The following is a 12,830-nucleotide window of genomic DNA, read 5'->3' as shown; positions in this document are numbered from 1 at the left end:
CCACTACTACAACCATGACCGCATCAAGCTGAGGCTCAATGGCCTGAGCCCTGTCGAGTACAGGACCCAGGCGGCAGCATAGAACTGTCCAACTTTTTGGGGGCAGTCCAGGCCTGTGGGAGCGGGTTTAGCTGTGAAGAATCCACACTCTTGAAGCTGGATCAGTAATCGATCCGCACATCTCCTTTAGGCACGCTGCAGCACGACAGGATGTAGCCCTCGGCCTCGTCTTCTTCAGTAATACCGCCGTTGTGCTCCATCTCCACTTCGCCGCCCAGCTTGAGCACCTTGCAGGTGCCGCAAATGCCCATGCCGCAGGCCTTGGGGATCATCAGCCCGACCTTCGCCGCTGCCGCATGCACGGTCTCGCCCGGGGCAACGCGGATGCTCTTCTCGCTGCCGATGAACTCCACCAGGTTAAGGTCGGAGACATCCACTTCCGGCGCGTCGGCGGCCTGCTCGGCGTGCTCCACTGCATCGGCCTTGGCCTCTGCCGGCGTCGCGCCGAACGACTCCTCATGGTAGTTCTTCATGTCGAAGCCGACGGCTTCAAGCATGCGCTTGACCGCGCTCATGTACGGCGTCGGACCGCAGCAGAACACCGTGCGCTCCATGTAGTCGGGCGCGATCAGCTCCATCAGCCGCTGGTTCAGATACCCGCGGTAACCCGCCCAGGGCTCGCCCAGCCCGTGCTTCTCGCAAATGATGTGCAAGCTGAAGTTGGGGATGCGCGAGGCCATCTGCTCCAGCTCGCGGTGGAAGATGATGTCTTTCGGCGAACGGGCGCTGTGCACGAAGACCATGTCGACATTGGCGTTGGTGTCGTAGAACCAGCGCGCCATGGACATCACCGGGGTGATACCCACACCGCCCGAGAGGTACAGCACCTTGCCCGACGGGAAGTCGATGGCGTTGAACAACCCCACCGGGCCGTGCACCGGCAGCTCTGCGCCTTCGTGCATGGTGTCGTGCAGGTGGTTGGAGACATGCCCGCCTGGCACCCGCTTGACCGTGATCGAGAAGCTGTACGGCACCGACGGCGAACTGGAGATGGTGTAGGAACGCATCACCGGTTTGCCTTCGATCTCAAGTTCCAGGGTGACGAACTGCCCTGGCTTGAAGAAGAACATGATCGGTTGGTCGGCCATGAAGCAGAACGTGCGCACGTCCCAGGTCTCCTGGATGACCTTGACGCAGCGCACGATGTGGCGGCCGTTGGCCCAGGTCTGGGTGGTGACCGGATTGAGGAAGGTATCGGACATGTTCATCTCCAGCAGCCGACAATTGGCCTTTTTATGGCTGCGATAATGCGCAAGCTGAAGGCGACGTACATTCCTGCCTGCGACATCGGCGTACTTATCGCGACCAGCCCCATGCTACAAGGGCTAGGGCGTCGTAATTCAAATCGGCCATGTCGCCCATGGATACGGTTCACGACGCCTTCGGACGCACACTCCACGGCAAAAGAACACGCTGTTTTTTTTACGACAGCCTTGCGGCACCACAACAATGATTAGCCACCTTTTGCCGGCCGCACGCGGCCCCGAGGACCACACGATGGACGTCACCGCAACCCTGAGCCTGGGCGATCCACTGGAAGCAGCACGCAAGGCTACCGCCGAGATGCTGCAGACCCGCGAGCGAACCTACTCGCTGCCCCAGCCTTTCTACACCGACGAGCGTCTGTTCCAGATCGACATGCAGGAGATCTTCCACAAAGAGTGGCTGATCGCTGGCATGACTTGCGAGATTCCGGCCAAAGGCAACTTCATTACCCTGCAGATCGGCAAGAACCCGATCATCGTCATCCGTGGCGCCGAAGGTAAGGTGCATGCCTTCCACAACGTCTGCCGCCATCGCGGTTCGCGCCTGTGCACCAGCGACAAGGGCAAGGTGGCCAAGCTGGTCTGCCATTACCACCAGTGGACCTACGAGCTGGACGGTCGCCTGCTGTTCGCCGGCACCGAGATGGGCGCCGACTTCGACATGAAGGAATACGGCCTCAAGCCGGTGAACGTGAAGGTTGCGGGTGGTTACATCTTCATCAGCCTGGCGGAAAACCCGCCAGCCATCGACGAGTTCCTGGCCACTTTGGACCATTACATGGAACCGTACGACATGGAGAACACCAAGATCGCGGTGCAGACCCAGTTGCTGGAAAAGGCCAACTGGAAGCTGGTACTGGAAAACAACCGCGAGTGCTACCACTGCAGCGGTTCGCACCCAGAGCTGCTGCAAACCCTGCTGGAGTGGGACGACACCAACGACCCACGCGCCAGCCAGGAATTCAAGGACCACGTGGCCGCCTCTGCCGCCGCCTGGGAAGCCGAGAAGATCCCGTACCTGCACAAGAGCCACGGGCTGCGTAACCGCATCGTGCGCATGCCGCTGCTCAAGGGCACCGTGTCGATGACCATGGACGGCAAGCAGGCCTGCCAGAAGCTGATGGGCCGCATCAAGAACCCGGACCTGGGTTCGATGCGCATCCTGCACCTGCCGCACTCGTGGAACCACTGCATGGGCGACCACCTGATCGTCTTCACCGTGTGGCCGATCAGCGCCCAGGAGACCCTGGTCACCACCAAGTGGCTGGTGCACAAGGATGCCGTCGAAGGCGTCGATTACGACCCGGAGCGCATGCGCAAGGTGTGGGACGCGACCAACGACCAAGACCGCCGCCTGGCCGAAGAGAACCAGCGCGGGATCAACTCCACGGCATACCAGCCAGGGCCTTATTCGAAGACCTATGAATTTGGCGTGGTGAACTTCATCGACTGGTACAGCCAGCGCGTGCTGGAGAACCTGGGGGCGGAGCCTGCGCCGTACTTGAAGGAAGTGCAGGCGCAGTAAGTATCCGTTCACATGCGGCTAGTGGTGACCCCACTAGCTTGCTCGCTGCGTGTTGCGTATTGCGTATTGCGTATTTCGTCTTGTCGTATGCTATTTATCGATTCGGCAGGCGGAGGGTGCTGAGTAGCGGCGCTGAGCGACCGTAAGCTAACCGCCCTGGTGATCTCAGGGGTACCCTGCAGCCATGGTTTCGCCTGAGCGAGGTCCCAAACCTCCTTTACCGACGTTCCCAGGGAAATCACGGTAAGGGTTGACAATGCCCATGTCTGCCAATCTTTTCCTGGATCTACCAGGCGACTGATCCCCACTGCGATCCCTGCAACGGCACTGGCGCCACTGACCACCGAAAGCGCCCAATCACTTCGCGATGAGACAGGCAAGAGCCCTACCGTGTCGTTGACAGCGGCTGCTTGTAGGGCCATGCCTCGATGCGCCTGACGTGTTCGCCACATTGATCGAAGCTTCAGACCACTGGTGAAGAAACCCGTTAAGTTGGTAAGAATGCTGAGGATAGGAAACAGGTACTCACTGGCTTCCTGCCCTGTCGGATCGCGGTAGTTGATCGGGTCACCGAGGCAGTATGCATATGCGTTGAACCCACCCGCAGCGAACGGGCTGAGCCGATCTGGCGAGCGAAAGCGCATCAGTTGCGGGCTATAGGCACGATGCCCATTGCCCAGCAGGTAGCAGCCACTGGCTTGATCGAGGTGCGCATCAGAGAATGCCAGCCAAGGTCCAGCATCGGGTTGGAACCCAGCGTAGGGCGTATAGCGTCGATGCGGGGTAGCCTGCCCTCGCAGCACCGAGCGCTGGCGGTCGATTGCCAGCAGTGTGGTACCCGCCATTGCTACTCTCCCCAGGCCATTACCTGCCAGTACGTTAGCAAAGGGTACCTGTAGCGGTAACTGGCAAAAATGTCAGTTGCAGGGCAATGGTTTTCCACAGGCCAGGCGCCTACCTCGTCAGATCAATTTTTGATCAAAACTCTGCAAGCCTTGGCAGGCCTGGGCTGCAGCACTTCCCGAACAACTTGCCCACAGGTTCGCCAACAGACTTTGTGAGCAAGTCCACCCATTCGCTTAAACGCCCTGTGGATAACTACACCAACCCCTTGAATTGCGGTATTTCTGAAAGCATTTGCTGAAATTGATCATTATTTGTACGTATCGCTGCAAGGCCTGAAGCCATTGCGCTGCAGCGAAGCACGAACACTTTATCCACACCTTGGCGAACAGATTCCGGGGGTAAAACGCGGCCCACCTGGCAGGGCGCGGCTACTGGAGGGGGAGCGGGTAAGCTTTGAACCCATAATCGATGGACTGGCCTTATGGGCATTCAATGTTGCCGAGCTACAGCCTTGAAGGGCCTGTGGGCGCGCCACTCCCACAGGGTCCCTGCTGAATCAATGAGATTAAATGCACGTCAGCGTAGAACGCCTTCCTCAACCAGCAGCTTGAGGATTGCCTCGGCGCCTTCTTGCGGCGATACATCCTTGAGCACCTTGCCCCCGCCGCCGCTGGCCTTGGCCGTGGCCGCCTTCATCCGGTCGGCACCGCTCTTGGCCTTGATCACCTTCAGGCGCTTGGGCCGTGGGCGGGCAGGTTGCAGCTCAGCCTCGCCCAGCAGCTCGTCTTCGACAATGGCCACGTCACGCGCCGCCAGCACACCCCGCCGCGCCGGGCCGAAGGCACTCTGGCGCGGCTTTGGCGCTGCGTTATCCACAGTCGCCAGCAATGGCAGGCGCACCTTGAGGCGACGCCGCTGGCCCCGTGGTAGCGCTTGCAGTACCTGGGCGGTGCCGTTTTCGATGGACTCCACCTCTGCCAGGCCGACGATCAACGGCCAGCCCAGCTTCTCGGCCAGCAGAAACGGCAGCATGCCCGACCCTTCACCGGTTTCCGCCTGGCTGCCAGTCAGTACCAGCTGCGCGCCAGCATCACGTAAATAGTCGCCGAGCACGCCCAATACATCCGCACCCGCTGGCTGTTCCAGCACGTCCAGGTGCTCCAGGCCCATGCCCAGGTAGGCGCGCAGCGCCTCTTCACGAGGGTCGCCGGCATGTACCACCTGCAAGTTATCCCCAGCCAGCTGCAGACCCAGCTCCACTGCACGCGCGTCCTGCTCGGCGCGGCGGGCGCGCCCGGAGCTTGGGTGGGCACCGATCGAAACCAGGCTGATGACTTTCGTACTCATGCTCGTGCCCTTATGCCGCGTCGCGCTGGCCGCCGCTGCGGTAGTTGTCCACAGCCTCGACCAGTGCCTGGAGAATTGCCGAACTGTCGCCAATCACCGACAGATCGGCCCGTTTGATCATGTCGCAGCCCGGGTCCATGTTGATCGCCACCACTTTGTCGCAGGCGCCGATACCCTGCAGGTGCTGGATGGCGCCAGAGATACCCACCGCCACATAAACCCGCGCCGTGACCCAGGTACCGGTAGCCCCCACCTGGCGGTTGCGCGGCATGAAGCCGTCGTCCACCGCCACCCGCGAGGCGCCTTCGGTGGCGCCGAGTGCCGCCGTGGCCTTGTGGTACAGGTCCCAGTCCTTGACGCCGTTGCCGCCCGAAACGATGAACTCCGCCTCGGCCATGGCGATGGTGGCCGGGTCGACCGCCACCGAGCCCAGGTCCTCGATACGCGACAGGCTGCGCACCACGCCTGTGGACAACTCCACCGGCAGCGCTTCGTGACGGGTTTCGCTGACCGGCTCGGCACATTCCGCCGCCGCCAGGATCAAGCGCGGCACTGCACGCTGCAGGTCTTGCTGGCCGGCACCGGCGCGGCCGATGCACTGGCCATCCTTGACCTGCCACACCCGCGTCGCCGGGCGCTCGCCCAGTGCAGCGCCCAGGCGCCTGCCCAGCTCACCGCCATCGGTGCGGCTGTCGGGCAGCAGCCAGTGACGCGGTGTGAACTGGTTATCCACAGCCCGCAAGCCTTGCACCAGTTGTTCTGGCGCGTAGCCTTCGAAAGCTTCGCCCTCGATGACCAGCAAGCGGTCGACACCGGCGTTGGCGAAGTTGCTTTCCTTGTGCTCGCCAAACACGATCGCCAGCACCGCGCCGTCGCTGCCTGCCAGGCTGTGGGCCAGGCCGAGCAAGTCGCGGTCGTGGCTGCCGAGGCGGCCGCCGACCATGTCCGGCACCACGGCGATGTAGTACGCCGGCGCCGGCACCTGGTGCAGCGGCAGTTTCACTTCAGCCGCCGCCGTGCGCCGCCCGCCCACACCGGTGCCCTGCTGGGCGCCGCTGCGGTCGATACGCTTGATGCCAGCGGGGCCGATAAAGCCTGCGGCAATCGCGTGGGGGTTCTTGCGGATGACACCGTTTGGCCCCATCCAAGTGGTTTGTTGCGTCTGCATCGCCGCGTGCAGCGGATGCAGACGGTTACGGGCGATCCACTCGGCGCGTGGGTCGCGGCGGATGATGTCGCTCATCAGTGCACCTCCGCAGGTTCACGTTTGGCCGCTGGCGACTTGGCGTTCGCAGGGGCTTCGTCTTCGATCAGTACATCCGCTACCAACTCGGCCAGGTCCTTGATCTGTGGGCGCGGTTCGACCACACCTTCGAGCATCGCGGTGCACTGTGGGCAACCGACTGCCACCAGCTCGGCCTCGGTCTCACGGATGTCGTCCATGCGCATGTCGGGGATACGTTGCTTGCCCGGGATGTCGGTGATCGGCGCACCGCCGCCACCGCCGCAGCAACGGGAACGGAAGCCCGACCGCTGCATCTCGCGCACTTCGATGCCAAGCGCCTTGAGCACATCGCGCGGCGCCTCGTATTCGCCGTTGTAACGGCCCAGGTAGCACGGGTCGTGATAGGTCACGCTGCCGCCCTTGTGCTGGCCGAGGTTGAGCTTGTTGGCCGCGATCAGTTCGGCGATGTAGGTGCTGTGGTGCTGCACCTGGTACTCGCCGCCCAAGGCACCGTACTCGTTCTTCAGCACATGGAAGCTGTGCGGGTCGCAGGTGACGATGCGCTGGAAGCGGTACTTGGCCAGGGTCTGGATGTTGCGTTTGGCCAGTTGCTGGAAGGTCGCTTCATCGCCCAGGCGCCGCGCCACGTCACCGCTGTCGCGTTCTTCCAGGCCGAGCACGGCAAAGTCCACGCCCGAGGCCTTGAGCACTTTGACGAAGGCGCGCAGGGTGCGCTGGTTGCGCATGTCGAAGGCACCATCACCAACCCAGAACAGCACCTCGGTGGTGTTCACCTCCGACAGCAGTTTCAGGTTGAGGTCGGCCGCCCAGTTCATCCGCCCGCCAGGGGCGAAGCCGCCAGGGTTGTCGGTGGCGATCAGGTTGTCCAGCACCTCGGCGCCCTTGTTCGGGGTCGCGCCTTTTTCCAGGGTGAGGTGACGGCGCATGTCGACGATGGCATCGACGTGCTCGATCATCATCGGGCACTCCTCGACGCAGGCGCGGCAGGTAGTGCACGACCACAAGGTCTCGGCGTCGACCAGGCCGTTGACGATCGGCTGGTGCGGGTGGCCGCCATGCTCGCCAATAGGTTTGCCCGGGTAAGGGCTACCGGCAAACTTGGCGTCCGTGCCACCGGCCAGGCCGATGACCATGTCCTGGATGAGTTTTTTCGGGTTCAGCGGCTGGCCTGCGGCGTAGGCCGGGCACATGGCTTCACATTTACCGCACTGCACACAGGCATCGAAACCGAGCAGCTGGTTCCAGGTGAAGTCCACCGGTTTTTCCACACCCAGCGGTGCGTTCGGGTCTTCCAGGTCCAGCGGCTTGAGGCCGGTGGAGCGGCCGCCGCCGAAGCGCTCGGCACGGCGGTGCCAGGCCAGGTGCAGGGCACCGGCGAAGGCGTGTTTCATCGGGCCGCCCCAGGTCATGCCGAAGAACAGCTCCGACACGCCCCACAGCACACCCAGGCCCAGTACGCCGACCATCACCCAGCCACCGGTGTTGGCGGGCAGGATGCCGGCCACCGGCAAGGTGGCGACGAAGAAGCTCGCGGCGAACACCAACAGGCTTTTCGGCAGCCGCATCCACGGGCCCTTGGACAGGCGCGAAAGCGGGTTGAGGCGGCGTTTGAAGACAAACAACGCGCCTGTGAACATGATCACCGTCGCCACCAGCAAGGCGTAGCCGAGGATCTTGCTCTGCAGGCCGAAGCCGTGCACCAGGATCGCCAAGGCAGCCGACAGCACGAAGCCGCCCGCCGTGGCCACGTGGGTCTTGGACATGTACTTGTCGCGCTCGACCACGTGGTGCAGGTCCACCAGGTAGCGTCGCGGCATGGCCAGCAGGCCGCCGATCAGATTGACCTTGGACGGTCGGCCACGCCGCCACATGCGCACACGGCGCAGGGCGCCGAGCACCGCCAGGCCAAGGGCAGCGAACAGCAGAATGGGTAGAAGGGTGTTCAACATGGGAGGCTCCCACAAACAGCTGAATTCTTGCGCCCCTCTCAAAAGGTGGGCGCGGACCCCTGTAGGAGCGGCCTTGCGTCGCGAAAGGGCTGCGCAGCGGCCCCGGCAATGTGTAGCACTGCTAAATGCCGGGGCCGCTACGCGACCCTTTCGCGACGCAAGGCCGCTCCTACAGGGGGGCCAGTCCCGCCCCTACAGAGGCGGTTCGATCAGAAGTCCTTGCACAGGCGCAAGGCGTCGTAGATCGCCGCATGCACGTTGCGCTGGGCCACGCAGTCGCCGATGCGGTACAGCAGGTAGCCCTCGCCCGGCTGGCTGAGGATCGGCTGCGGCTTGATGGCGAACAGCGCCTCCACATCGATCTGGCCCTTGTTGCGCGAGCCTTCCTTCAGCGCGTAGTACAGTTCTTCATCAGGCCGCACGCCGTTCTCGATCACTACCTGGTCGACCACGCGCTCTTCCTTGGCACCGGTGTACTCGTTCTCCAGCACCGCCACCAGCTTGTCGCCTTCGCGGTAGACCTTTTCCAGCATCATGTCGCCGGTCATGATCACTTCTTTCGGGTACATGCTGCGGTAGTAGGTCGGGAAGGTCGTACCCCCCATGGCCACACCCGGCTTGATGTCGTCGGTGACGATCTCGACCTGGCTGCCTTTGTCGGCAATGTAGTCCGCCGCCGACATGCCGGTGAACTCACAGATGGTGTCGTACACCAGCACGTTCTTGCCCGGCGCAACATTGCCGTCGAGCACGTCCCAGCTGCTGACCACCAGCCCTTCGGCAGCGCCCCAGTGTTCGTTCTGCTCGACGAACGGATGGCCGCCCACCGCCAGCACGATCACGTCCGGGCGCAGGTCCTGGATGGCGTCCACGCTGGCTGCGGTGCCCAGGCGCAGGTCGACCTTCAGCCGCGCCAGCTCCAGTTGGTACCAGCGGGTGATACCGGCGATCTGGTCACGTTGCGGTGCCTTGGCAGCAATGGTGATCTGCCCGCCGATCTGGTCTTTCTTCTCGAACAGGGTCACATCATGGCCACGCTCGGCAGCCACGCGGGCGGCTTCCATGCCGGCCGGGCCGGCGCCAACCACCACCACCTTGCGTTTGACGCCGGTGGTCTTCTCGATGATGTGCGGCACACCCATGTACTCGCGGGAGGTCGCGGCGTTCTGGATGCACAGTACATCCAGGCCCTGGTACTGGCGGTCGATGCAGTAGTTGGCACCGACGCACTGTTTGATCTGGTCGATCTGGCCCATCTTGATCTTGGCGATCAGGTGCGGGTCGGCCATGTGCGCACGGGTCATGCCGACCATGTCCACGTAGCCGCCTTCGAGGATGCGCGTGGCCTGGTTCGGGTCCTTGATGTTCTGCGCGTGCAGCACCGGGACCTTGACCACTTCCTTGATGCCGGCCGCCAGGTGCAGGAACGGCTCCGGCGGGTAGCTCATGTTGGGGATGACGTTGGCCAGGGTGTTGTGGGTGTCGCAACCCGAGCCGACCACGCCGATGAAGTCGAGCATGCCGGTGCCATCGTAGTAGGCGGCGATCTGCTTCATGTCCTCGTGGCTGAGGCCATCGGGGTGGAACTCGTCACCACACAGGCGCATGCCCACGCAGAAGTCGTCACCGACCTCGGCGCGCACGGCCTTGAGCACTTCAAGGCCGAATTTCATGCGGCCTTCGAAGGTACCGCCCCATTCGTCAGTACGCTTGTTGACCCGCGGGCTCCAGAACTGGTCGATCATGTGCTGGTGCACGGCCGACAGTTCGACGCCGTCCAGGCCGCCCTCTTTGGCACGCCGCGCAGCCTGCGCGTAGTTGCCGATGACGCGCCAGATCTCTTCCACCTCGATGGTCTTGCAGGTGGCGCGGTGCACCGGTTCACGGATGCCCGACGGCGACATCAGGGTGGGCCAGTTGAAGCCGTCCCAGCGCGAGCGACGGCCCATGTGGGTAATCTGGATCATGATCTTGGCGCCATGCTTGTGCATGGCGTCGGCCAGGTTCTGGAAGTGCGGGATGATGCGGTCGGTCGACAGGTTGACCGACGCCCACCACTCCTGCGGGCTGTCGATGGCGACGACGGACGAGCCGCCGCAGATCGCCAGGCCGATGCCGCCCTTGGCCTTCTCTTCGTAATACTTCACATAGCGGTCGGTCGTCATGCCGCCGTCAGTGGCGTAGACCTCGGCGTGCGCGGTGCTGAGCACGCGGTTGCGGATGGTCAGTTTGCCGATCTGGATCGGCTGGAACATTGCTTCGAATGCCATGACGCTATCTCCGGCTTACAACGGCTTTGTAACGAACAGGCCATCTTCGTGGCCTTCTTCCGACCCGCCGTAGACCTGTTCGGCCACGGTGCGGATCTTGCTGCCGCGGGCAGCGAGAATCTGGTCCATTGCGCCGGCGAACCAGCCGGTGAACATGTAGTCGACCTTGCGGCCAACCTTGCCGTACACGTACACGAACGCCGAGTGCTTGAGCTTGACGCTGCAGGTGCCTTTGTCCAGGTCGATGTCCTGGATCTCGAACAGGCCCCAGCCACGCTGGGACAGCCGCTTCATGTAGTGCTCGAACACCGCCACGCCTTCCAGGCCATGGCATTCCGCTTCTTTCTCGCACCAGTGCCAGGCGGACTTGTAGCCGGCCTTGTAGAGGATCTCGGCATAGGCGTCAGCGCCCAGCACTTCCTCGATGCCGATGTGGTTGTTGACGAAGAAATGGCGTGGCACGTACAGCATCGGCAAGGCGTCGCTGGTCCATACACCGGTCTCGGTGTCGACTTCGATTGGCAATTGCGGGGCGATCTTGGCCATGGAAACTCAACTCCATAAAATTTTTATTGGGATGCCCCGGCGTTGCTGGCAGGGGCTTTCAGGCTTGGAGAGCGGCTTACTCGCCCCAGACATCCTTGAGGACGTTTACCCAGTTCTCGCCCATGATCTTGCGCACCACACGCTCGGAGTGGCCGCGCTTGAGCAAGGTCTCGGTGAGGTTGGGGAACTCCCCGACGGTGCGAATGCCCAGCGGGTTGATGATCTTGCCGAAATTGGTCAGGCGACGGGCATAGCCCTTGTCGTGGGTCAGGTACTCGAAGAAGTCCTGGCCGTGGCCCTGGGTGAAGTCGGTGCCGATGCCGATGGCGTCTTCACCGACGATGTTCATGGTGTATTCGATGGCTTCGGCGTAGTCGTCGATGGTCGAATCGATGCCCTTGGCCAGGAACGGCGCAAACATGGTCACGCCGACGAAACCGCCGTGGTCGGCGATGAACTTCAGCTCTTCGTCCGACTTGTTGCGCGGGTGTTCTTTCAGGCCCGACGGCAGGCAATGGGAATAGCAGACCGGCTTCTTCGATTCGAGGATGACCTCTTCGGAGGTCTTGGAGCCGACGTGGGACAGGTCGCACATGATGCCGACGCGGTTCATCTCGGCGACGATCTCGCGGCCGAAGCCCGACAGGCCACCGTCACGCTCGTAGCAGCCGGTACCCACCAGGTTCTGGGTGTTGTAGCACATCTGCACGATGCCCACGCCCAGCTGCTTGAACACGTCCACGTAGGCGATCTGGTCTTCGAACGCGTGGGCGTTCTGGAAGCCGAAGAGGATGCCGGTCTTGCCAAGCTCTTTAGCCTTGCGGATGTCGGCGGTGGTGCGCACCGGCATGACCAGGTCACCGTTGTCGCGGATCAGCTTCTGGCTGGCGGCGATCTGGTCGACAGTGGCCTTGAAGCCTTCCCAGACCGACACCGTGCAGTTGGCCGCAGTCAGCCCGCCTTTGCGCATGTCCTCGAACAGTTCGCGGTTCCATTTGGCAATGATCAGACCGTCGATGACGATGCTGTCGGCGTGAAGTTCTGCTGGGCTCATCAGGCTGTCCCCTTTTATTGACTGGGTTCTTGAGTGGTCCGCGCCTGAAGCATGTGCCGGCGCTTTGGGGCCAGCATATGCCTGCGGCCCGAGGCGCCCCGATGCAAAAACGACAGGGGGTTTGCCGAAAGCGTCAATGCGCGACAACAGGCGCTCTGCGGCGCTGTCTGGCGATGAGAGACAGTCTCGATAACGACATGTTCGAGGCTTTCATGAACATTTCGTCAGGGAGCTACCACGTCGCCTTCGGCTGAGCGAGAATCCCTGCGATTCGTCAGCCTGTTGAGGAGAAAAGGATGAAATCAATGGCATGGCTGGTACTGCTGGCCGTCGTTTCGGGCGCCCAGGCCGGTGAGGAAGAGAGCACCCCCTGCGACAACGTCGAGACCGACCAGCAGAGCTACGCGTGTGCGGCGTTCAACAAGCAGACCGCCGAGCGTGAGCTGAAGTCGGCTTACGATGACCTGACCCAGCGCATTCGCGACCAGTATGCCGACGAAGCCGACCAGGCCACCGCCTTGGTCGGGCGCATGGAGGCGGCAGAAAAGCTGTGGGCGCAGCTGCGCGATGCTGATTGCAAGGTCGAGACCTATGCCGAAAAGCCTGGCAGCAAAGCGTTCGAGGCAGCGTGGAATACCTGCGTGGCGCAGCGCAGTGATGACCGGTCGGAGTATTTGCAGTCCGTTGGCCAGCAGTAAACCTGCCCCGCGAAAAGGCCGGTA

General features: G+C 62.6%; 11 protein-coding genes. 3 read left to right on the top strand and 8 right to left on the bottom strand.

The window, feature by feature from the left end:
• A partial coding sequence (locus HU766_RS24955; RefSeq protein WP_186653653.1) for an IS3 family transposase occupies nt 1-82 on the top strand: 82 nt, incomplete at its 5' end.
• Between the two features lie 79 nt (nt 83-161).
• Here the strand turns inward: HU766_RS24955 and gbcB are convergent.
• Nucleotides 162-1,262, bottom strand: a complete 1,101-nt coding sequence (gene gbcB, locus HU766_RS24950) for a glycine-betaine demethylase subunit GbcB (RefSeq protein ID WP_033703152.1) — start codon at nt 1,260-1,262, stop codon at nt 162-164.
• Nucleotides 1,263-1,557: 295 nt separating this feature from the next.
• On the opposite strand from gbcB, the gene gbcA reads away from it, so the two are divergent.
• On the top strand, nt 1,558-2,850 hold the full coding sequence (gene gbcA, locus HU766_RS24945) for a glycine-betaine demethylase subunit GbcA (RefSeq protein WP_047582963.1): 1,293 nt from the start codon (nt 1,558-1,560) through the stop codon (nt 2,848-2,850).
• An 8-nt stretch (nt 2,851-2,858) separates the two neighbouring features.
• On the opposite strand, the gene HU766_RS24940 is transcribed toward gbcA, so the two are convergent.
• From HU766_RS24940 to HU766_RS24910, 7 genes are all read right to left on the bottom strand, one after another.
• Nucleotides 2,859-3,695, bottom strand: coding sequence for an RHS repeat-associated core domain-containing protein (locus tag HU766_RS24940; protein WP_186661446.1), 837 nt, complete (start codon nt 3,693-3,695; stop codon nt 2,859-2,861).
• A 577-nt stretch (nt 3,696-4,272) separates the two neighbouring features.
• The gene (locus tag HU766_RS24935; protein ID WP_186661444.1) at nt 4,273-5,043 is read right to left on the bottom strand and encodes an electron transfer flavoprotein subunit beta; all 771 of its coding nucleotides are present in this window, start codon (nt 5,041-5,043) and stop codon (nt 4,273-4,275) included.
• Between the two features lie 10 nt (nt 5,044-5,053).
• The gene (locus HU766_RS24930; protein ID WP_186661442.1) at nt 5,054-6,286 is read right to left on the bottom strand and encodes an electron transfer flavoprotein subunit alpha/FixB family protein; all 1,233 of its coding nucleotides are present in this window, start codon (nt 6,284-6,286) and stop codon (nt 5,054-5,056) included.
• Nucleotides 6,286-8,238 (bottom strand): dimethylglycine demethylation protein DgcB, encoded by a 1,953-nt coding sequence (gene dgcB / locus HU766_RS24925; RefSeq protein WP_186661439.1) that lies wholly within the window; start codon nt 8,236-8,238, stop codon nt 6,286-6,288. Before dgcB ends, HU766_RS24930 begins: the two co-directional genes overlap by 1 nt.
• A gap of 209 nt (nt 8,239-8,447) precedes the next feature.
• Nucleotides 8,448-10,508, bottom strand: a complete 2,061-nt coding sequence (gene dgcA / locus HU766_RS24920) for a dimethylglycine demethylation protein DgcA (RefSeq protein WP_186661428.1) — start codon at nt 10,506-10,508, stop codon at nt 8,448-8,450.
• Nucleotides 10,509-10,523: 15 nt separating this feature from the next.
• Nucleotides 10,524-11,054 (bottom strand): DUF5943 domain-containing protein, encoded by a 531-nt coding sequence (locus tag HU766_RS24915; protein WP_033703161.1) that lies wholly within the window; start codon nt 11,052-11,054, stop codon nt 10,524-10,526.
• A gap of 76 nt (nt 11,055-11,130) precedes the next feature.
• Complete coding sequence (locus HU766_RS24910) at nt 11,131-12,108, bottom strand: dipeptidase (RefSeq protein ID WP_033703163.1); 978 nt, start codon at nt 12,106-12,108, stop codon at nt 11,131-11,133.
• Between the two features lie 296 nt (nt 12,109-12,404).
• Between HU766_RS24910 and HU766_RS24905 the strand changes: the two genes are divergently transcribed.
• Nucleotides 12,405-12,806: a lysozyme inhibitor LprI family protein gene (locus HU766_RS24905; RefSeq protein ID WP_186661426.1), complete on the top strand. Its 402-nt coding sequence runs from the start codon at nt 12,405-12,407 to the stop codon at nt 12,804-12,806.
• Nucleotides 12,807-12,830: the final 24 nt, after the last annotated feature.

The organism is Pseudomonas sp. SWRI77 (assembly GCF_014269105.1).
Taxonomy (GTDB): domain Bacteria; phylum Pseudomonadota; class Gammaproteobacteria; order Pseudomonadales; family Pseudomonadaceae; genus Aquipseudomonas; species Aquipseudomonas capeferrum.
This window is presented reverse-complemented; position numbering and strand designations above follow the sequence as displayed.